Raw genomic sequence first — 21,971 nt, forward strand, 5'->3', positions numbered from 1 at the left:
GCCGCGGCGCCGGAGACTGCCCCGGTCGCGAGACAATTCTTCCCAGCCCTTTTCGACATTTATGGAAACGAGCCTCGACAAAAGCGCCCTGAGCGCCGCGCCACCTGCTGCCGTCCGGCCGCAGCGCACGATTTACTCCGTGCTCGGCGCAATCAGCTTCACGCATATGCTCAACGACATGATCCAGTCGTTGATCCTCGCCATCTATCCGATGCTAAAGGACAACTTCTCGCTGTCGTTCGGGCAGATCGGTCTCATCACGCTCGTCTACCAGATCACCGCTTCGCTGCTGCAACCGCTCATCGGCAGTTATACCGACAGGCATCCCAAGCCCTATTCGCTGCCGGTCGGCATGGGTTTCACGCTGTCGGGCCTGCTGCTGATGTCGGTCGCGCCGAACTTCGGCGTGCTGCTGATGGCGGCGGCGCTGGTCGGCTGCGGCTCGTCGGTGTTTCACCCGGAATCGTCGCGGGTGGCGCGCATGGCCTCCGGCGGCAAGCACGGCCTCGCGCAGTCGCTGTTCCAGGTCGGCGGGAACGTCGGTTCGTCGCTCGGACCGCTGCTCGCCGCGCTGATCGTGATTCCGCACGGACAGGGCAGCATCGCGTGGTTCTCGGTGGCCGCGCTCGTCGCGATCGCCGTGCTGACGCAGATCGGCCGCTGGTACAAACAGCATCCCGCCACGAAAAGGACGCGCGGCGCGCAGGCCGGCCATCCGACGCTCTCGCGCAACAAGGTGCTGGTGGCGGTGGGCGTGCTCGTGCTGCTCGTGTTCTCGAAGTACTTCTACCTCGCGAGCATCAACAGCTACTTCACGTTCTACCTGATCGACCGTTTCCATCTGCCCATCCAGGCGGCGCAGATCCATCTGTTCGTGTTCCTCGCGGCCGTCGCGGCCGGCACGATGATCGGCGGCCCGATCGGCGACCGGATCGGACGCAAATACGTGATCTGGGTGTCGATTCTCGGCGTCACCCCGTTCACGCTGCTGCTGCCGTACGCGAACCTGTTCTGGACCGGCGTGCTGACCGTCGTGATCGGCATCGTGCTAGCGTCGGCGTTCTCCGCGATCCTCGTGTATGCGCAGGAGCTGATTCCGGGCAAGGTCGGCACGATCGCCGGACTGTTCTTCGGTCTTGCGTTCGGCCTCGGCGGCGTCGGCGCGGCCGTGCTCGGCCAGCTGGCCGACGCGACGAGCATCACGTACGTCTACAAGGTCTGCTCGTTCCTGCCGCTGATCGGCGTGTTGACGGTGTTCCTGCCGAACCTCGAACGCGGGAAAGTCAAGGCCTGAGCGCAGCGCGCCCGATTCGCCCGCTGTCTTTCGAGGCGCCGCACCGCGGCGCCTTTTCTTTTGGCGGGTCAGATCGCCACTTCCTGGCCCGCTCGTCGGGCCGCCTGCCGGATCCATGAGCGGCGCACAGGATGCGAGTCATGGTGAACCCGCGTTGTTCGACGATGCTTCGCTGCTCTATGCTGTGCGCACGCACTGCCCGCGAGCCACCTGCGTGGCCGGAAGTCGCAGGCGCGAAGAAGCCGGTCGCTGTCCCGCTCAACGCTTCCCAGAAGGATCGCCGCAGATGAGCCGTTATCGCGATTTCCACCGCCGCTCGATCGATGACCCTGAAACGTTCTGGGGCACCGAGGCGCAACGCATTCACTGGGAAACGCCGTTCGACACCGTGCTGGACCGCTCGAACCCACCGTTTGCGCGGTGGTTCACCGGCGGCCGGACGAACCTGTGTCATAACGCCGTGGACCGGCATCTCGCGGCACGGGCGCAGCAGAACGCGCTCGTCTACGTCTCGACCGAAACCGGCATCGAACGCCGCTACACGTACGCCGACCTGTACGCCGAAATCAACCGGATGGCGGCGGTCATGCGCTCGCTCGGCGTGAAACGCGGCGACCGCGTGCTGCTCTATCTCCCGATGATCCCCGAAGCCGTGTTCGCGATGCTCGCGTGCGCGCGGCTCGGAGCGATCCACTCGGTCGTGTTCGGCGGCTTCGCGGCGACCAATCTCGCGGCCCGCATCGACGACGCCAAACCCGCGCTGATCGTCACCGCCGACGCCGGCGCGCGCGGCGGCAGGGTGATCGACTACACGCCGCTCGTCGACGAAGCGCTCGCGCGTGCGCAGCACAAGCCGCCGCACGTGCTGCTGATCGACCGGCAACTCGCGCCGGAGCGGCTCAACGCGCATTATCTCGTCGCGTATGAACCGCTGCGCGAGCAGTTCTTCAACGCGCACGTGCCGTGCGAATGGCTCGAATCGAACGAACCGTCCTACGTGCTCTACACATCGGGCACGACCGGAAGGCCGAAAGGCGTGCAGCGCGACGTCGGCGGCTATGCGGTGGCGCTCGCGGCATCGATGGAGTACATCTTCGAAGGCCGCGCCGGCGACACGATGTTCACCGCGTCGGACATCGGCTGGGTGGTCGGGCACAGCTACATCATCTATGCGCCGCTGATCGCGGGGCTCACGACGGTCATGTACGAAGGCACGCCGGTTCGCCCTGACGGCGGTATCTGGTGGCGCCTCGTCGAGCAGCACGGGATCAATCTGATGTTCACCGCGCCGACCGCGCTGCGCGTGCTGAAGAAACAGGATCCGAAGCTCATGAAAGCCGCGGATCTGTCGAGCCTGCGCACGCTGTTCCTCGCCGGTGAGCCGCTCGACGAACCGACCTCTTCGTGGATCGCGGACGCACTCGGCAAACCTGTCGTCGACAACTACTGGCAGACCGAAACCGGCTGGCCGATTCTCGCGATCCAGCGCGGCGTCGAAGCGCTACCGCCGAAGCCCGGTTCGCCCGGCGTGCCGGTCTATGGCTACAACCTGTCGGTGCGCAACGAACACACGGGCGAGCTGTGCACGCCAGGCGAGAAAGGTGTGATCGCGCTCGGCTATCCGCTGCCGCCGGGCTGCATGACGACCGTCTGGGGCGACGACAAACGTTTCGTGGATACCTACTGGTCGAGCGTGCCGGGGCAGCGGCTCTATTCGACGTTCGACTGGGGCGTCCAGGACGACGACGGCTACGTGACGATCCTCGGCCGCACCGACGACGTGATCAACGTCGCCGGACACCGCCTCGGCACGCGCGAAATCGAGGAAGCGTTGTCGGGCCACACGGCGGTCGCGGAAGTGGCGGTCGTCGGCGTCGCGGACAAGCTGAAGGGACAGGTGGCGCTGGCGTTCGTCGTGCTGCGCGAGCCGGACCGTTATGCGGACCCCGCCGCCCGCAACGCGCTGGAAACGGAGCTGGCGGGAACCGTGGACCGGCAGCTCGGCGCGATCGCACGACCCGCACGCGTGCACGTGGTAACGATACTGCCCAAGACGCGCTCCGGCAAGCTGCTGCGGCGCGCGATCGCGGCGCTGGCCGAAGGTCGCGACCCAGGCGATCTGCCGACGATCGAAGATCCGGCCGCGCTCGGGCAGATTCGCGCGGCGCTGGATACGGTGGGTGGCTAAGGTGGGTGGCGCGGGGGATGCGCTGGACGGCGTTGGGTTGGAGCGGCGGATCGAAGTGGCGGACCGAAGAGGTGAGTTGAAGCGCGGGGCCGAAGCAGCGAATCGATGCAGCGACACAGGTTAGCGCCGCTGCATTACGCATCAGCGCCTCGGCTCACCCCGCGCCTGAAAGAACCGCGACAGAATACCGGTCGAATACGCGCCGGCAATTTCCACGAGAAACGTAGCAAACGAAGCCGGCGCGTGCGCATCGGCCGTATCGGAAATGGTCCGCACGATCGCACACGGCACGCCGTACTCGAAGCACACCTGCGCGAGCGCCGCGCCTTCCATCTCGACCGCGAGCGCGTCCGGCAATGCGTCACGCAACACCTGAACCGCCGCGGCGCTTGCGACAAACTGGTCGCCGCTGACAATCAGCCCGCGATGTATACGCGGACCCTGTGTGGCGAAGCGTGTTGAAAGCGCGCCGCCCTCCTCGGCGACAAACCGTTCGCAGGCCGCGTTGAGTTGCGCGGACAGCGTGCTGTCCGCAGCGAAGCGCGAAATGCCCAGCAACGGCACTTCGAAGCGCGGAAATAGCGGCGACGCGTCGAGATCGTGCTGCAACAGCGTATCGGCGATGACGATGTCGCCAATCCGCACGTCTTCCCCGACACCGCCCGCGACACCCGCGAACACGACTTCCTGAACGTCGAATACGTGAATCAGCGCGCTGACCGTCGCCGCGGCCGCTACCTTGCCGACCCGCGCAAGCGTCACGACACACGGCGTGCCCTGCACTGTGCCCACGTGATAGTCGCGCTGCCCGTGCGTGACGGTACGCACGCCGGATTCAGCGCGCATCGCGCCCAGCAGGTCGCCGAGTTCCTGCGGCAGCGCTGCCAGCACGCCAAGCGGACGGCGAGCGGCCTCCCGACCGGGTTGCGGTGTCGCGCTCATTCCACCGCCTGCAGTTTGGCGACGGCGAGCGCGAGCCATTTTTCGCCGTGCCGCTTGAACTTGACCTGCGCCTTCGCGTCGGCGCCACCGCCTTCGAGCGCCGTGACCGTGCCTTCGCCGAACTTCGTATGGAACACCTGCTGGCCGACACGAAAACCGGTTTCCGCGGCCCGCTGCGCGTTCGCGAACGCCGGCAGCGGCGCGGAAGTCGACGACGCCGCGCCGTCCGTATAACCCTGCTGACGGTCCGGACGCGCGAACCAGTCACGTCCATAACCGGCATTGTCCGAACGGCCGCCCCAGCGCGCGCCGGCCTCGACCTTCGGCGTAAGCCACTTCAGCGTTTCCTGCGGCAATTCGTCGAAGAAACGCGAGCGGATGTTGTAGCGCGTCTGGCCGTGCAGCATCCGGCTCTGCGCGAACGACAGATACAGCCGCTCCTTCGCGCGCGTGATCGCGACGTACGCGAGACGGCGCTCTTCTTCAAGACCGTCCGATTCCATCGCGCTGTTTTCATGCGGGAACAGGCCTTCTTCGAGACCCGTGATGAACACCGCCGTGAATTCGAGACCCTTCGCCGCGTGCACGGTCATCAGTTGCACGGCTTCCTGGCCGGCCTGCGCCTGGTTGTCGCCCGCTTCGAGCGATGCGTGCGACAGGAAGCCGGCGAGCGGCGTCATCGTGTCGGGGTTTTGCGCCGGATCGGTGGGCGCGGCGGCGTCGAGCACGACCGTGTCCGGGTCACCGGTGGCGACGAGTTCGGGCGCGCTGGTCGCACCCGCACGCAGCGGAATCGAGCGCGCGGGCGTGTCGAGGCCGTAGCCTTCCTCGCTGACAAAAGCGGTCGCCGCGTTGACCAGTTCCTGCAGGTTCTCCAGCCGGTCCTGGCCTTCACGCTCGTTCTGATAGAAGTCGAAAAGACCGCTCGTACGCACGACGTACTCGACCGTCTCCGGCAAGCTCATCTGTTGCGTTTCCGCGCGCATCTTCGCGATCAGTGTCGCGAACGTGCCGAGGCTCGAACCCGCCTTGCCGGTCACGTACGGAATCGCCGCCGCCATCGAAACGTTGTAGAGACGCGCCGCGTCAGCCAGCTGTTCGATCGAGCGCGCGCCGATGCCGCGCGTCGGAAAATTGACCACGCGCGCGAACGCGGTATCGTCGTTCGGGTTGTCGATCAGACGCAGATACGCGAGCGCGTGCTTCACTTCCTGGCGCTCGAAAAAGCGCAAGCCGCCGTACACACGATAGGGAATGCCCACGTTCACGAGCGTGTGTTCGATCGTGCGCGACTGCGCGTTACTGCGATACAGCACGGCGATTTCACTGCGCGACGTGCCAGTGTTGATCAGCGCCCGGATTTCCTCGACGATCCAGCCGGCTTCCTGCGTGTCGGTCGCGGCTTCGTAGACGCGCACCGGCTCGCCGTGGCCCGCGTCCGTGCGCAGGTTCTTGCCGAGACGGCGCGAATTGTTCGCGATCAGCTGGTTCGCGGCGTCGAGAATATGGCCGTGCGAGCGGTAGTTCTGCTCCAGCTTGATCAGGTGGCGCACATTGAACTCATGCTCGAAATCGCGCATGTTGCCGACGTTCGCACCGCGAAATGCATAGATCGACTGGTCATCGTCGCCGACCGCGAAAATCGCATTCGTCTGGCCCGCGAGCAGCTTGAGCCACGCGTACTGAAGCTTGTTGGTGTCCTGGAATTCGTCGACGAGAATGTGCCGGAAACGCGCCTGGTAGTGCGCGCGCAGCGGCGGATTGTGCGCAAGCAGTTCAAAGCAGCGCAGCAGCAGTTCCGGAAAATCGACGACCCCTTCGCGCTGGCACTGCTGGTCGTAGGCTTCGTAAAGCTCGACGAACTTGCGGTTGAAGTTGTCCGTTGCGTCGACGTCTTTCGGGCGCAGCCCCTGCTCTTTCGCGTTATTGATGAAGTACTGCAGGTTCCTGGCCGGATATTTCTCGTCGTCGATGTTAAGACCCTTCATCAGACGCTTGATGGCTGACAGCTGGTCGGCCGTATCGAGAATCTGGAACGTGGCCGGCAGCGCGGCGTCGCGGTGATGCGCGCGCAGCATCCGGTTGCACAGGCCGTGGAACGTGCCGATCCACATGCCGCGCGTATCGATGGGCAGGAGCGCCTGCAGGCGCGACATCATTTCGCGCGCGGCCTTGTTCGTGAACGTGACGGCGAGAACCGTGGCGGGCGAAGCAAGGCTGTTCTGGATCAGCCACGCGATCCGCGTGATCAGCACGCGCGTCTTGCCACTGCCGGCGCCAGCCAGAATGAGTGCCGGTTCGTTCGGCAACGTGACGGCGGCGTGTTGTTCGGGATTCAGGTTCGCTAGCAGATCGGGCATGTGAGATGGGTAGACGGCGGGGTGAAACAGCATTGGGGCAGGTCGTCGGACATTATAAGTCCGGGCGCTGTTCGTGCCGCTTCGTACTGCCCGCATTGACCAACCGGCCAGGACTTCGGTGAGTTCTTTGCCGGGCTCGCCTTGTCCGGATGGCCAGTCGGAGCGGGCCTGCGCCGTGCCGGCCGCGCCAGCCTTTATAATTGGGCATTCCCCGCTTCTTTTCACGCATTTTTCGGCAGACTTCCAATAATGAGCGACAGCACGCTTGCCAAGAGTTTCGAACCCCAGACAATCGAGGCCCAGTGGGGTCCCGAATGGGAAAAACGCGGTTACAGCACCGCGAAGATGGATGCGGACCGCAAGGATTTCTCGATTCAACTGCCGCCGCCGAACGTCACGGGCACGCTGCACATGGGCCACGCGTTCAACCAGACCATCATGGATGGCCTCACGCGTTATCACCGCATGCTTGGCGAGAACACGCTGTGGGTGCCCGGCACCGACCACGCCGGTATCGCCACGCAGATCGTCGTCGAACGCCAGCTGGACACGCAAAAGGTATCGCGTCACGACCTGGGCCGCGAGAAGTTCGTCGAACGCGTATGGGCGTGGAAGCAGGAATCCGGCTCGACCATCACGAACCAGGTGCGGCGCCTCGGCGCGTCGATCGACTGGTCGCGCGAATACTTCACGATGGACGACAAGATGTCCGCCGCCGTGCGCGACGTATTCGTCCGTCTGTATGAACAGGGTCTGATCTATCGCGGCAAGCGCCTCGTGAACTGGGACCCGGTGCTGCTCACCGCCGTCTCCGATCTCGAAGTGGTCAGCGAGGAAGAAAACGGCCACCTGTGGCACATCCAGTATCCGCTTGCGGATGGCTCCGGTCATCTGACGGTCGCGACCACGCGCCCGGAAACGATGCTCGGCGACGTCGCCGCGATGGTGCATCCGGAAGACGAACGCTATGCGCATCTGATCGGCAAAATGGTGAAGCTGCCGCTGACCGGGCGCGAGATCCCGGTCATCGCCGACGACTACGTCGATCGCGAATTCGGCACGGGCGTCGTGAAGGTCACGCCCGCGCACGATTTCAACGACTACCAGGTGGGCCTGCGTCACAAGCTCCCGCAAATCGAGATCTTCACGCTCGACGCGAAGATCAACGACAACGCGCCGGAAAAATATCGCGGCCTCGATCGCCTCGACGCACGCAAGCTGGTCGTGGCCGATCTCGAAGCGATTGGGCTGCTCGAATCGGTCAAGCCGCACAAGCTGATGGTGCCGCGCGGCGACCGCACGGGCGTCGCGATCGAGCCGATGCTCACGGACCAATGGTTCGTCGCGATGAGCAAGCCGGCGCCGGAAGGCACGTTCAATCCGGGCAAGTCGATCGCGGAAACGGCGCTCGACGTCGTGCGCGGCGGCGAGATCAAATTCGTGCCGGAGAACTGGACCACCACGTACTACCAGTGGCTCGAAAATATCCAGGACTGGTGTATTTCGCGCCAGCTGTGGTGGGGCCATCAGATCCCTGCATGGTACGGCGAGAACGGCGAGATTTTCGTCGCAAAGACCGAAGCAGAAGCGAAGGCGCAGGCCGTCGAGAAAGGCTACACCGGCGCGCTGCGCCGTGACGAAGACGTGCTCGACACGTGGTTCTCGTCGGCGCTCGTGCCCTTTTCGTCGCTCGGCTGGCCGAACGAGACGCAGGAACTGAAGCACTTCCTGCCTTCGTCGGTGCTCGTCACGGGTTTCGACATCATTTTCTTCTGGGTGGCGCGCATGGTCATGATGACCACGCACTTCACCGGCAAGGTGCCGTTCGACACCGTTTACGTGCATGGTCTCGTGCGCGACGCCGAAGGCCAGAAGATGTCGAAGAGCAAGGGCAACACGCTCGACCCGATCGATATCGTCGACGGCATCGAACTCGATGCGCTGGTCGCGAAACGCACAACCGGCCTGATGAATCCGAAGCAGGCTACGTCGATCGAAAAGAAGACGCGCAAGGAATTCCCCGAAGGCATTCCGGCCTTCGGCACGGACGCGCTGCGCTTCACGATGGCGTCGATGGCCACGCTCGGGCGCAACGTCAACTTCGATCTCGCGCGCTGCGAGGGCTACCGCAACTTCTGCAACAAGCTGTGGAACGCCACACGCTTCGTCCTGATGAACTGCGAAGGTCACGACTGCGGTTTCAGCAAACCGGGCGACTGCCAGCCGGGCGATTGCGGCCCGGGCGGCTATACCGATTTCTCGCAGGCGGACCGCTGGATCGTGTCGCTGCTTCAACGCGTCGAAGCCGAAGTCGCGAAGGGTTTCGCCGACTATCGTTTCGACAATGTGGCGAACGCCATATACAAGTTCGTGTGGGACGAATACTGTGACTGGTATCTCGAACTCGCGAAGGTGCAGATCCAGACCGGCACGCCGGAGCAGCAGCGCGCTACGCGCCGCACACTGCTACGCGTGCTCGAAACCGTGCTGCGTCTCGCGCATCCGGTGATCCCGTTCATCACCGAAGCGCTCTGGCAAAAAGTGGCGCCGCTCGCGGCCAGCTATCCTGAAGGCATGGCGGAAGGCGAAGCCTCCATCATGGTGCAGCGCTATCCGGTGGCCGAGCCGAAGAAGATCGACGAGGCGGCTGAGCAGTGGGTCGCGGACCTGAAAGCGGTCATCGACGCGGCGCGTAACCTGCGCGGCGAGATGAGCCTGTCGCCCGCCGTGAAGGTGCCGCTGCTTGCCACCGGCAACGCCGAGCGCCTGAAAACGTTCGCGCCGTATGCGCAGGCGCTGGCCCGTCTGTCGGAGGTCCAGATCATTGCCGACGAGGCAGCGCTCGACGCGCAGGCAGCGGGCGCGCCGATTGCTATCGTAGGTAATGACAAGCTCGTGCTGAAGGTCGAGATCGATGTCGCGGCGGAACGCGAGCGTCTGTCGAAGGAAATTGCGAGACTGACCGCGGAAGTTTCGAAATGTAACGCCAGGCTTCAGAATGAGAGCTTTGTTGCAAAAGCGCCGCCTGCAGTCGTTGAGCAGGAGCAGAAAAGGCTGGCAGAATATCAGACCACGATTGGCAAGCTCACGGCGCAACTTGCGCGTCTGCCGGCCTGAACGTCGAACCTGTTGCGCGGGATGGACCGAAACGCGCGTTTTAACCGGCGATATTTTGCAAGCACTGTAACCAGAGGATCCAGGGTAATCACATGCTAAAAGTTACAAAAGCAGTCTTTCCGGTAGCTGGTCTTGGCACCCGGTTCCTCCCTGCCACCAAGGCGAGCCCCAAGGAAATGCTGCCTATCGTCGACAAGCCGCTGATTCAGTATGCGGTGGAAGAGGCGATGGCGGCGGGCATTACGGAAATGATCTTCGTGACCGGGCGCAGCAAGCGCGCGATCGAGGATCACTTCGACAAGTCGTATGAGATCGAGGCCGAACTCGAAGCACGCGGCAAGCAGAAGCTGCTCGAACTCGTGCGCAGCATCAAGCCGAGCCACGTCGACTGCTTCTACGTACGTCAGCCGGAAGCGCTGGGTCTTGGCCACGCCGTGCTGTGCGCCGAAAAGCTGGTGGGCGACAATCCGTTCGCCGTCATCCTCGCGGACGACCTGCTGTACGGCAAGCCGCCTGTCATGCAGCAGATGATCGAGGTCTTCGACCACTATCACAGCTCCGTGCTCGGCGTGGAAGAGATCCCGGCGGAAGAAACAAAATCCTACGGTATCGTCGACGGCAAGGAATGGGAAGATTCGATCATCAAGCTGTCGGGGATCATCGAAAAACCAGCGCCGGAAGTCGCGCCGTCGAACCTCGGCGTGGTCGGTCGCTATGTGCTGAAGCCGCGCATTTTCCATCACATCCGCTCGATCAAGCCGGGTGCTGGCGGTGAGATTCAACTGACGGACGCAATTCAATCGCTGCTCGCCGATGAACAGGTGCTCGCGTACAAGTATCACGGCACACGTTTCGACTGCGGCAGCAAGCTGGGCTATCTGAAGGCGACAGTGGAATTCGCGCTGCGCCATCCGGAAGTGGCTGCGGATTTCGAGGAATATCTGCGCACGCGTTCGCCGGTGCTGGAAGGGTAAGCCGTCCGGTTCATTCACACCGCTTCACGGCGGTGGTCGTTTCAAAAAGGCGCTGTGCTTGCGTTTATCGTGGGCACAGCGCCTTTTTTCATGCGCGCGTGTGGCGCACATCGACGCCGCGCACGGCACAACCGGACACAACCCGCATGCCAGCCGCGACGCCTGGCCCAGCCCGGCTCAGCGCCGGCGCATCAGAAACGTGAAAACCTTGTCCTGCGATGAAACTTCGACGAGCTCATTACCCGTCTGTTTCGCGAACGCGGCGAAATCGCGTTGTGAACCGGGATCGGTGGCGAGCACCTTGAGAATCTGGCCGCTTTCCATATCGGCAAGCGCCTTTTTGGCGCGCAGGATGGGCAGCGGGCAGTTCAGCCCACGCGCATCGACTTCCTTGTGAATCTGGATCTGCATCGGGGATCGACCTTCGGGAGGAGGCGTCCGAAGGACGCCGTCAGAGCGTCAAATTCTACCGCACCCTCCCGGTCCGCGCTCCCACGCGGCGTGGCGCGACGAAACACAACCGCCGCCATCAGACGCTATCACAGCACAACCGGCTGCCCGCTCGCGAGCGATTCGCGCATCGCGCAGCCGATGCGCGTCGCCTCGAGCGCATCCGCGAGACTCGCGCCGGCCTGCGCCCCGCCCTTCACCGCCGACACGAACGCCTGCGCCTCATACAGGAAGGCGTCCTCGAAACGCTCGAAGAACGTCGGCGTGCACTCGCTGCGCACACCGTGCGCATCGGCGATCTCGACGCGATTCGCTCGCGGCACCCTCCCGATCGTCATCGCGCCCGCCGTGCCGATCACTTCGCTGCCGGTATCGTTGCCGTGCGCCATCGTGCGCGACGCGTAGAACATCGCGAGGCGGCCGCCTTCGAATTCGCAGATCGCCACGCCGTTGTCGACGTCGCCGAATTCGCGCAGCCCCTCGTGTAAGGCAATCGTGCCGCTCGCGAATACGCGCGTCGCGCGTGGATTGCCCAGCAGCCAGCGCGCGACGTCGATGTCATGCACGCTGCAGTCCAGAAAAATACCGCCCGACGTCGGCGCGAACCGGACGAAAAAGCCGTCGGGATCGTTCTGGTCGCAGGTCTGCGAGCGCACCATGAACGGCCGGCCGATCGAGCCCGCCTCGATACGGTCGAACGCATTGCGATAGCTCGGATCGAAACGCCGCATGAAGCCGATCGTCACGCGAAGCTGCGGATACTGCGCGGCTTCGGCAATCACACGCTCGCACTCGGCGACGTCGAGCGATAGCGGCTTTTCGCAGAACACATGCTTGCCTGCGCGCAACGCATCGAGAATCTGCTGCGCGTGCAGCGACGAAGGCGTCACGAGCCAGACCGCGTCGATGTCCCGGTCGTCGAGCAGCGACGCGTAATCGCGGTAGAGACGCGTCGACGGCAACGTGTCGCGCGCCCATTCAAGCTCCTCTTCCACCGGGCTGCACGCCGCGACGAGCGAAGCGCCCGGCACGCGAAACGCCAGATTCTGCGCGTGCCGTCGGCCCAGACGGCCGAGCCCCACCACGCCGACCCGCACACTCGATCCCGCTGGACTCATCGAACTGTCTCCCATGTGAATTTCGCAACGCGCTTCGGCGGATGCAGAAGCAAACGCATCCGCACGCTTACTCGCCGATCCGCACCGCCTTGCCTTCGCGCCACGAGCGCGTCGCGGCTTCGGCAAGTTCAAGCGCTTTCATGCCGTCGGCCACCGTCGTGCGCACTGGCTTGCCGTGCGTCACCGCATCGAAGAAATGGGCGATTTCCAGCGCATAAGCCGCGCGATAGCGTTCGAGGAAAAACGCCTCCGGCACGTCGCTCGACACCGCCGTCTTCGAATAGGCAGTCACTTCGGTCGGACGCACATTGCCCGCCTGCAACATGCCTTCGCTGCCCAGCACTTCGAAACGCTGGTCGTATCCGTAAGCGGCGCGGCGCGCGGTATTGATCTGGCACAGGCGTCCGCGTTTCGTGCGGATCGTGACGGCAGTCGAGTCAATATCGCCCGCCCCGGCGATGGCCGGATCGGAGAGACAGCTGCCGGTGGCATGGAGCGTCTCGGCTTCGTCGTCGAGAATCCAGCGGAAGATGTCGAAGTCGTGAATCAGCATGTCCTTGAAGATGCCGCCCGAATGCTTGATGTACTCGACCGGCGGCGCGCCCGGATCGCGGCTCGTCACGACGAGCATTTCCGGCGTGCCGATCTCGCCTGCATCGATGCGCGCCTTCAGCGCCGAAAACGTCGGATCGAAGCGCCGCTGGAAACCGATCATGCACACCACGCCGGCCTTTTCGACCGCGGAAGCGCATGCCCGCGCGCGCTCCAGCGTCAGATCGACAGGCTTCTCGCAAAACACATGTTTCTTTTGCGCGGCCGACTGCAGGATGAGATCGGCGTGCGTATCCGTGCTGGAACAGATCACCGTCGCGCCCACCGACGCATCGCCCATCGCGCCGTCGATATCCGCAACCTGCGCGCCGTGCTGTTCAGCCAGCGCTGCCGCGGCCTCGCGGTTCACGTCGACGACATATTTCAGTCGCACACCCGGTTGACGCGCCAGGTTCGCCGCGTGAATCCGGCCGATGCGACCCGCGCCGAACACTGCCACATCGATCGTCTTTACCACTTCAGTCATCGTAGCCTCCAAGATCTTTCGATTCTTCCACGTTCAGTTCGAGCCGGTACGCAAGCGCGATAAAGAGCGCCTGGCACAGACAGATGGTGCTCGTGAGCGAACGGAACGCGAACGCGCTCCCTTCCTTCACATAGAGTTGCGCGCTGGCATAGCGCAGCAGCGGTGAAAGCTGGCTGTCGGTGATCACCAGCGTTTTTGCCTGGTGGTGGTGCGCCACGCGCAGGCAGTACTGCGTTTCCTTGCCGTACGGCGCGAAGCTGATCGCGATCACCACGTCGCCCTTCTTCACGCTGCGAATCTGTTCGCGATACATGCCGCCGAACCCGGACACGAGGTGCACGCGCTTCGGCGTGTGCTGCAACGCGTAGACGATGTAGCTCGCCACCGGAAACGAGCGGCGCACGCCGATCACGTAGATGTTCTCCGCCTGCTGGAGCATCTTGACGGCGGCTTCGAACTGCGCGTCGTCGAGACTCTCCTCGAGTTCGTCGAGGCCGCCACGGCAAGCCGCCACGAACTCGCGCGCCACCGCGCCGCCGGACAACGCACCCGGCTTCTCGTCGATCAGCTTGCGGATGCGCTGCTGGTAACTCGGCGACGACGTCCCATGTCCCGTATAAGCCTGACGAAATACCGCCTGCAGGTCCGAAAATCCGGAAAATCCGAAACGCTGCGCGAACCGCACCACCGCCGACGGATGCACGCCGCAACTCGCCGCGATATCGCTCGTGCGATCCACCATCACGCTCGACTTGTGCTGCTCGATGTAGGTCGCGACGCTCTTCAACTGGCGTGGCAGCGATTCGTAGTTTTCCGCGATGCGCTGCATCAATTCCTCGACGCTTCGCAACGCTTCCGTGCTCTCTTCCGCCATGGGCTTTCCCCCGTGCATTTTCCGCGCTGCATCAATGACTTGACGGCCCTCGACAACGCGCTCTGACGGTCCGGATTATAGGCACGGAAAGTCATAAATGGAACACATTTTCCAATTTAGTTTGTAATGAAATTTTCATTGCAAGACGAAAGAAGTTGGCCTAATCTTGGTCGTGAGTGCTGGTGCGACGGTGACGTTTCGCGGTCCATCAAGCGCTCCTCTTGATAACGACAGACCGAGAAAGGTGGAGACAATGAGACTTTGCAAGGGCAAGGCTTCGCTCAGGATTCTGACAGCAGCACTCACACTGGCCATGGGGTTCGGGGTCGCGTCGTCCGCGCAGGCTGCGGACGCGCACTTCGTGCTGATCAGCCACGCGCCGGATTCCGACTCGTGGTGGAACACCATCAAGAACGCGATCAAGCAGGCCGACGAGGATTTCAACGTCGAGACCGATTATCGCAATCCGCCGAACGGCGACATCGCCGACATGGCGCGCCTCGTCGAACAGGCTGCCGCGCGCAACTACGACGGCGTGGTCGTGTCGATTGCCGACTTCGACGTGCTGAAGAACTCGATCGGCAAGGTCACGGAAAAGCACATCCCGCTTGTCACGATCAACTCCGGCACCGAGAAGCAAAGCGCCGAGCTGGGCGCGATCATGCACGTCGGCCAGCCTGAATACGCGGCGGGCAAGGCAGCGGGCGAAAAGGCCAAGGCCGCGGGCATCAAGTCGTTCCTGTGCGTCAACCATTACGCAACCAATCCGGCTTCGTTCGAACGCTGCCGCGGCTTCGCGGAGGCGATCGGCGTCAACTTCAAGACGTCCACGCTGGATGCAGGCCAGGATCCGACCGGCGTGCAGTCGAAGGTGAGCGCCTATTTGCGCAATCACCCGAAGACCCAGGCGGTGCTCGCGCTCGGGCCGCTGTCGGCTGACCCGACGATCAAGGCGCTGCAGCAAATGGGGCTGGCCGGCAAGATCTGGTTCGCGACATTCGACTTCGACAACGACATCGCGAAGGCCATCCAGGACGGCACGATCCAGTTCGCGATCGACCAGCAGCCCTATTTGCAGGGCTATATCCCGGTGGCGGTGCTCGCCATAGCGAAAAAGGACCACACCACCGATCCGGTGAAGATCACCGAAATCCTGAAGGCGAATCCCAAGTTCCAGCAACGGCTCGCGACCTACGGGCTTGCGCCCGCCTATGGCGCGCGCAATATCGGCTCCGGCCCGGGTTTCATCACGAAGGCCAATATCGACAAGGTGGTCAAGTACGCGGGGCAATACCGCTAATGCGCTAACGCAGCATGCAGGACGGCCGGACACGGAGACCGCGTTCCGGCCGGCATGAAGGAAACCGGGGCGGCAAGCCGTAGCCGCCGCCCCCTCGTCTGCCATGTTTCACACGCAATGCGCGCCGGACAGGGTCCAACGACCCGCCATGCCCCGGCGCATCAAGGAGAGCTTCGATGGGCGTAGCCAACCCCTTCCACATCCATTCGCGCAAACGTCCCGCCGCCGACGCGCCAGCCGAGGATCCGTCGACGTCCGATGAGCGCGTGCGCCGTGAATCGTGGTTCCGGCATCTGCTGACCCGGCCGGAGTTCGCGGCGCTCGCAGGCACCGTCATGGTGTTCATCGTGTTCGGGCTCGCGGCGGGCAACTCGGGCATGTTCAATCTCGACGGCGTGATGAACTGGTCGCAGGTGGCCGCCTATCTCGGCATCATCTCGGTCGGCGCGTGCCTGTTGATGATCGCCGGCGAGTTCGATCTGTCGATCGGCTCGATGATCGGCTTCGCCGGCATGATGGTCGCGCTGCCGACCATGTATTTCCACTGGCCGATCGCGCTGTCGATCGCGTTCGCGTTCGTCGGCTCCATGCTGCTCGGCGCGCTCAACGGCTATCTGGTGATGCGCACGCGGCTGCCGTCGTTCATCGTGACGCTCGCGTTCCTGTTCATTCTGCGCGGGCTCACGCTCGCGCTGTCGGTGATGTTCGCCGACCGCACGATCATCTCCGGCGTCGGCGACGTCGCGCGGCAGGACTGGTTCGCCCATACGTTCTTCCAGGGCGTCGCCTTCAAGGGGCTGTTCGTCTGGCTGGGCCACATCGGCGTCGTGAAGCTGCTCGACAACGGCCTGCCTCTCGTGCCGGGCATTCCAAAAGTCCTGCTCTGGTGGTTCGTGCTGGCCGCGGTCTGCGCTTTCATCCTGGCGAGGACGCGTTTTGGCAACTGGATCTTCGCCGTCGGCGGCGACGCCAATGCCGCCAAGAACGTCGGCGTGCCAGTGCGGCGCGTGAAGATCCTGCTGTTCGTGCTGACCGCGTTCTGCGCATGCCTCTATGCCGTACTGCAGGTGTGCGACATCGGCTCGGCCGCGGCCGACCGTGGGCTGCAGGCGGAATTCGAAGCGATCATCGCCGCGGTGATCGGCGGCACGCTGCTCACCGGCGGCTACGGCTCGGTGGTCGGCGCGAGCTTCGGCGCATTGATCTTCGGCGTCGTGCAGATCGGCATCACCTACACGAATATCGATTCCGACTGGTTCCGCGTGTTCCTTGGCGTGATGCTGCTGTTCGCCGTGCTCTTCAACCACTACGTGCGCAGCCGCGTCGCGGCGTCCCGCTAGACAAGGAGTTCATGATGACCGCCATACAACCGGCCGGTGACGACTACATTCTCGAACTGGACAACGTCAGCCGTTACTTCGGCAGCGTGATCGCCCTGAAGGACGTCACGATCAGGCTGAAGCGCGGCGAAGTGCATTGCCTGCTCGGCGACAACGGCGCCGGCAAGTCGACGCTCATCAAGACGCTGGCGGGCGTGCATCAGCCGAGCGCCGGCGTCTACCGGGTGGACGGCCAGCCGGTGCACTTTACGTCGCCGAAGGACGCGCTCGATCTGGGCATCGCCACCGTCTATCAGGATCTGGCGCTGGTGCCGCTGCTGTCGGTGGCGCGCAATTTCTTCATGGGACGGGAGCCGCAGAAGAAACTGTTCGGCTTTCTGAACGTGATGGACCTCGACCGGTGCGCGACGGCTTCGCGCGACAAGCTCGCGGAAATGGGCATCAACGTGCGCGATGCGCATCAGCCGATCGGCACGATGTCGGGCGGCGAGAAGCAATGTCTGGCGATTGCGCGCGCGATTCACTTCGGCGCACGCGTGCTGATTCTCGACGAGCCGACGGCCGCGCTCGGCGTCAAACAGAGTTTCAACGTGCTGAAGCTGATTCACACGGCACGCGCGAAAGGCATCTCGGTGATTTTCATCACGCACAACGTGCATCACGCGTATCCGATCGGCGATTCGTTCACGCTGCTCAATCGCGGCAAATCGCTCGGCACCTTTACGAAGGACACCATCACCAAGGACGAAGTGCTCGACATGATGGCAGGCGGCGCCGAAATGCAAAAGATGATCGGCGAACTCGAAGGCGCAACGATCTGAGCCGCGACGTCCATGCCTTTCATGCTTCGCATGCCCTTGCGCGCCGGGTCGCGTGCCCGGTCGGGCACCCGGTTGCGCACCTAGACATTCAGGAATATCCATGGCTCTCTCCAGCAAACCCGCGGTAGCCGCCAGCCCGGCCAGCCGCTTCGCACCCGGCCGCAGCCGCGACGTGATCTGCCTCGGCCGTCTCGCGGTCGATCTGTACGCACAGCAGGTCGGCGCGCGGCTCGAAGACGTGTCGACGTTCGCGAAGTACCTGGGCGGCTCGTCGGCGAACATCGCGTTCGGCTGCGCGCGGCTCGGCCTCGAATCCGCGATGCTCGCGCGCGTCGGCAACGACCATATGGGCCGCTTTCTCACGGAGACGCTCGCGAACGAAGGCTGCGACGTGAGCCACGTGCGTATCGACCAGGAACGTCTGACGGCCCTCGTACTGCTCGGCCTGAAGGACCGCGACACGTTTCCGCTCGTTTTCTACCGCGAGAACTGCGCGGATATGGCCGTCGACGAAAACGACTTCGACGAGGCGTATATCGCGTCGTCGAAAGCGCTTCTGATCACCGGCACGCATTTTTCGACGGAACAGGTCAACCGCACGAGCCGCCGCGCGCTCGACTGCGCGCGCCGCAACCAGGTGCGCACGGTGCTCGACATCGACTACCGTCCGGTGCTGTGGGGCCTGACCGGCAAGGCGGACGGCGAGACGCGCTTCGTCGCGAGTGAAGGCGTCACCGCGCATCTGCAGCGCATCCTGCCGCTCTTCGATCTCGTCATCGGCACGGAGGAGGAATTCCGTATCGCCGGCGGCAAGAACGGACTGATCGAAGCGCTCGCGATGGTGCGGGCCGTCACGCCGGCCACGCTCGTCGTGAAGCGCGGCCCGATGGGCTGCCAGATCATCGACGGCGCGGTCCCCGTCTCGCTCGACAGCGTGCCCGTTCAGGGCGGCGTACAGGTCGAGGTGCTGAACGTGCTCGGCGCGGGCGACGCGTTCGCCTCGGGGTTCCTGTCCGGCTGGCTGCGCGACGAACCGCTCGAAGCCTGCGCGCGCGCCGCGAACGCGAGCGGCGCGCTCGTGGTGTCGCGCCACGGCTGCGCGCCGGCCATGCCGACGCCGGCCGAACTCGAATATTTTCTGCGCGAAGCGAAAGCCGACCCACAACGGATGCGCCGCCCGGATCGCGACGCGACGCTCGCCCGGCTGCATCGCGTCACACCCGCGCGTACCGCCCGCAACGAAGTGCTCGGCTTCGCGTTCGATCATCGCAACCAGTTCTTCGACCTCGCGCAGCAGACCGGCGCGGACGAATCGCGCATACACACGCTGAAAGGGCTGTTCGTCGAAGCCGTAGCGCAGACGGAAGCCGCCCTCGGTCTGCAGGGCCGCATCGGCGTGCTGATCGACGACCGTTACGGTCAGGACGCGCTGAACGCCGCAACCGGACGTGGCTGGTGGATCGGCCGCCCGGTGGAACTGCCGGGATCGGTGCCGCTCGTCTTCGATCATGGCCGCTCGATCGGCACGACGCTCACGAACTGGCCGCGCGACCATGTCGCGAAATGCCTCGTGCAGTTTCATCCGGACGAGCCGGTCGAACAGCGGCTCGAACAGGAAGCGCAGCTAAGCGCGCTCTACGACGCGACACAGGCAAGCGGTCACGAACTGCTGCTCGAAGTGATTCCGCCGAAGAACGCGAATCTGCCGATGGCGTCCGACACCGTGTATCGCGCGCTCAAGCGGCTTTACAACATCGGCATCTATCCGGAATGGTGGAAGCTCGAACCGATGGAAGCGAGCCAGTGGCAGGCCATCGACGCGCTGATCGCCGAGCGCGACCCGTATTGCCGTGGCGTCGTGCTGCTGGGTCTGTCGGCGGCCGTCGAGCAGTTGAACGAAGGGTTCCGGGCCGCCGCCGCATCGGCGACGTGTCGCGGTTTCACGGTCGGGCGTACGATCTTTCATGAGCCGAGCCATGCGTGGCTCGCGGGACAGATCGACGACGCCGAACTCATCGCGCGCGTGCGCAACGTCTTCGAAACGCTGATCGCTTCGTGGCGTGCGGCCCGCGGCGAAACCGCGGCGCCGGCCGGCGGGGCGCGCAACGTCCATCAGGAGCAGGCGGCATGAACCAGCGTGTGTTGCATCACGATACGGCGCCCGCCAACGAAGCGACGCAGGTGTCCCCAGGCGGCACGATCCGCCTGACCGGCGCGCAGGCGATCGTGCGCTATCTGGCCGCGCAGCGCGTCGTCACCGAAGACGGCAGCGGCACCGAGCCGCTCTTCGGCGGCGTATTCGCGATCTTTGGACACGGCAACGTCGCGGGACTCGGCGAAGCGCTGTATCAGCATCGCCACGAATTGCCGACGCTGCGCGCGCACAACGAACAGGCGATGGCGCACAGCGCGATCGCCTTCGCGAAAGCGCATTTCCGCCGGCGCATGATGGCCGTCACCACGTCGATCGGCCCCGGCGCGACGAACCTGCTGACAGCGGCGGCGCTCGCGCACGTCAACCGTCTGCCGGTCCTGCTGCTGCCCGGCGACATCTTCGTGTCGCGCGCGCCCGATCCGGTGTTGCAGCAGATCGAGGATTTCCACGACGGCGGCATTTCGGCGAACGACGCGTTCAAACCCGTCTCGCGCTATTTCGACCGCATCGTGCATCCGGCGCAGTTGCTGACCGCATTGCCGCGCGCGATCCGCGTGCTGACCGACGCGGCGTTGTGCGGCCCGGTCACGCTGGCGCTACCGCAGGACGTGCAGGCCGCGGCGTTCGACTTCCCGGCGGATTTCTTCGCGCCGCGCGTCGTGCCGTTCCACTCGCCCGCGCCGGTCGCGCATGAACTCGACGCGGCGCTGGAACGGCTGAAGAGCGCGAAGCATCCGCTGATCGTCGCGGGCGGCGGCGTGCTGTACGGCCGCGCGACCGATACGCTCAAGGCGTTCGCCGCGCGGCACGGCATTCCCGTCGCCGAAACGCAGGCCGGCAAGGGCTCGCTCGCGTGGGACGATCCGCTCAACACGGGCGCGCTCGGCGTGACCGGCTCGCCGGCCGCGAACGAACTCGCGCATCGCGCCGATTGCGTGCTGGCCGTCGGCACGCGTCTGCAGGACTTCACGACCGGCTCGAACACGCTCTTCGCGCAGGCCGACGTCATCGGCATCAATGCGAACGCGTTCGACGGCATGAAGCATCGCGGCGTGGTAGTCGAAGCGGATGCGCGTCTCGCGCTGGAAGCGCTTACCGCGCGGCTGGGCGCATGGCGCGCCGACGCCGGCTGGACGCAGCGTGCGCAGCAGCTCGGCGGCGCATGGCGCGAGACGATCGGAAAGCTCACGCACGCGCCGCAGCGCGAAGGCGTGCTGCCCTACGACGCCGACGTGATCGGCGCCGTGCAGCGCTCCAGCGCGCGCTCGACCACCGACGACATCGTCGTCTGCGCGGCGGGCACGCTGCCGGCGGAGCTGCACAAGCTGTGGCGCACCGGGCGGCCGGGCGGCTATCACGTCGAATACGGCTACTCGTGCATGGGCTACGAGATCGCGGGCGGTCTCGGCGCGAAGCTCGCGCGGCCCGAGCGCGACGTCATCGTGATGGTCGGCGACGGCAGCTATCTGATGCTCAACAGCGAGATCGCGACGTCGGTGATGCTGGGCGCGAAGCTGATCGTCGTCGTGCTCGACAATCGCGGTTACGGCTGTATCAACCGCCTGCAGCAGGCGTGCGGCGGTGAGCCCTTCAACAACATGTTCGACGACTGCGCGCAAGGCCCGCCCGGCGCACCGGCGGTGGATTTCGCCGCGCACGCGCGTGCACTCGGCGCGCTCGCGGAGCATGTCGCGAACGTCGGCGAACTCGAAGCCGCGCTGCAACGTGCGCGCGCGGCGGATCGCACCTACGTGATCAGCATCGACACCGACGCGGCCCGCACCACCGACGATGGCGGCTGGTGGTGGGAAGTGGCCGTGCCCGAGGTATCGAGCCGCCCCGCCGTACGCGAAGCCCGCGCGAAATACGAAGCCCAGATGGCCGCGCGCGAACGCGGCGACGTGCGTGATGCCGGCGATAACGGTGATAGCGGCGATAATGCGGCCAACGATTGAGGACA

At 64.5% G+C, this 21,971-nt stretch carries 15 protein-coding genes; 9 read left to right on the top strand and 6 right to left on the bottom strand.

Annotated features, from left to right (window positions below; all coding sequences use genetic code 11):
- Positions 1-61 precede the first annotated feature (61 nt).
- Together LPA34_RS04470 and LPA34_RS04475 are read left to right on the top strand one after the other, a co-directional pair.
- Positions 62-1,294 carry an MFS transporter gene (locus LPA34_RS04470; RefSeq protein WP_228975370.1) on the top strand — a complete coding sequence of 411 codons (1,233 nt, stop codon included), beginning with the start codon at positions 62-64 and terminating at the stop codon, positions 1,292-1,294.
- Positions 1,295-1,580: 286 nt separating this feature from the next.
- Entirely contained in the window at positions 1,581-3,482 is a 1,902-nt protein-coding gene (locus LPA34_RS04475; RefSeq protein WP_228975372.1) for a propionate--CoA ligase, read from the top strand.
- A gap of 141 nt (positions 3,483-3,623) precedes the next feature.
- Here LPA34_RS04475 and LPA34_RS04480 read toward each other — a convergent pair whose 3' ends face one another.
- Both LPA34_RS04480 and LPA34_RS04485 read right to left on the bottom strand, forming a co-directional pair.
- Positions 3,624-4,424 (bottom strand): 5'-methylthioadenosine/adenosylhomocysteine nucleosidase, encoded by an 801-nt coding sequence (locus LPA34_RS04480; RefSeq protein ID WP_228975374.1) that lies wholly within the window; start codon positions 4,422-4,424, stop codon positions 3,624-3,626.
- Entirely contained in the window at positions 4,421-6,784 is a 2,364-nt protein-coding gene (locus LPA34_RS04485) for a UvrD-helicase domain-containing protein (RefSeq protein ID WP_228975377.1), read from the bottom strand. The genes LPA34_RS04480 and LPA34_RS04485 overlap by 4 nt, the downstream gene beginning before the upstream one ends.
- A 249-nt stretch (positions 6,785-7,033) precedes the next feature.
- Here LPA34_RS04485 and LPA34_RS04490 point away from each other — a divergent pair, with 249 nt between their 5' ends.
- Both LPA34_RS04490 and galU read left to right on the top strand, forming a co-directional pair.
- Entirely contained in the window at positions 7,034-9,901 is a 2,868-nt protein-coding gene (locus LPA34_RS04490) for a valine--tRNA ligase (RefSeq protein WP_228975379.1), read from the top strand.
- Positions 9,902-9,993: 92 nt separating this feature from the next.
- Entirely contained in the window at positions 9,994-10,875 is an 882-nt protein-coding gene (gene galU, locus LPA34_RS04495; RefSeq protein ID WP_228975382.1) for a UTP--glucose-1-phosphate uridylyltransferase GalU, read from the top strand.
- A gap of 177 nt (positions 10,876-11,052) precedes the next feature.
- Here the strand turns inward: galU and LPA34_RS04500 are convergent, their stop codons facing one another.
- The 4 genes from LPA34_RS04500 to LPA34_RS04515 form a co-directional block, all read right to left on the bottom strand.
- Positions 11,053-11,280 (bottom strand): sulfurtransferase TusA family protein, encoded by a 228-nt coding sequence (locus LPA34_RS04500; RefSeq protein WP_228975694.1) that lies wholly within the window; start codon positions 11,278-11,280, stop codon positions 11,053-11,055.
- A gap of 134 nt (positions 11,281-11,414) precedes the next feature.
- Positions 11,415-12,443 (bottom strand): Gfo/Idh/MocA family oxidoreductase, encoded by a 1,029-nt coding sequence (locus LPA34_RS04505; protein WP_228975384.1) that lies wholly within the window; start codon positions 12,441-12,443, stop codon positions 11,415-11,417.
- 67 nt (positions 12,444-12,510) lie between these two features.
- On the bottom strand, positions 12,511-13,521 hold the full coding sequence (iolG, locus tag LPA34_RS04510; RefSeq protein WP_228975386.1) for an inositol 2-dehydrogenase: 1,011 nt from the start codon (positions 13,519-13,521) through the stop codon (positions 12,511-12,513).
- On the bottom strand, positions 13,514-14,395 hold the full coding sequence (locus tag LPA34_RS04515; RefSeq protein ID WP_228975388.1) for a MurR/RpiR family transcriptional regulator: 882 nt from the start codon (positions 14,393-14,395) through the stop codon (positions 13,514-13,516). Before LPA34_RS04515 ends, iolG begins: the two co-directional genes overlap by 8 nt.
- Before the next feature lie 253 nt (positions 14,396-14,648).
- Here LPA34_RS04515 and LPA34_RS04520 point away from each other — a divergent pair, with 253 nt between their 5' ends.
- The 5 genes from LPA34_RS04520 (at position 14,649) to iolD (ending at position 21,966) form a co-directional block, all read left to right on the top strand.
- Positions 14,649-15,695 carry a sugar ABC transporter substrate-binding protein gene (locus tag LPA34_RS04520; protein ID WP_228975390.1) on the top strand — a complete coding sequence of 349 codons (1,047 nt, stop codon included), beginning with the start codon at positions 14,649-14,651 and terminating at the stop codon, positions 15,693-15,695.
- Between the two features lie 176 nt (positions 15,696-15,871).
- Positions 15,872-17,035: an ABC transporter permease gene (locus LPA34_RS04525; RefSeq protein ID WP_228975393.1), complete on the top strand. Its 1,164-nt coding sequence runs from the start codon at positions 15,872-15,874 to the stop codon at positions 17,033-17,035.
- A gap of 14 nt (positions 17,036-17,049) precedes the next feature.
- Entirely contained in the window at positions 17,050-17,856 is an 807-nt protein-coding gene (locus LPA34_RS04530; protein ID WP_228975695.1) for an ATP-binding cassette domain-containing protein, read from the top strand.
- 100 nt (positions 17,857-17,956) lie between these two features.
- Positions 17,957-19,987, top strand: coding sequence for a bifunctional 5-dehydro-2-deoxygluconokinase/5-dehydro-2-deoxyphosphogluconate aldolase (locus LPA34_RS04535; protein ID WP_228975395.1), 2,031 nt, complete (start codon positions 17,957-17,959; stop codon positions 19,985-19,987).
- Positions 19,984-21,966: a 3D-(3,5/4)-trihydroxycyclohexane-1,2-dione acylhydrolase (decyclizing) gene (gene iolD / locus LPA34_RS04540; RefSeq protein ID WP_228975396.1), complete on the top strand. Its 1,983-nt coding sequence runs from the start codon at positions 19,984-19,986 to the stop codon at positions 21,964-21,966. The genes LPA34_RS04535 and iolD overlap by 4 nt, the downstream gene beginning before the upstream one ends.
- Positions 21,967-21,971 lie beyond the last annotated feature (5 nt).

This window comes from Paraburkholderia gardini, assembly GCF_907164575.1.
In the GTDB taxonomy this organism is placed as follows: domain Bacteria; phylum Pseudomonadota; class Gammaproteobacteria; order Burkholderiales; family Burkholderiaceae; genus Paraburkholderia; species Paraburkholderia gardini.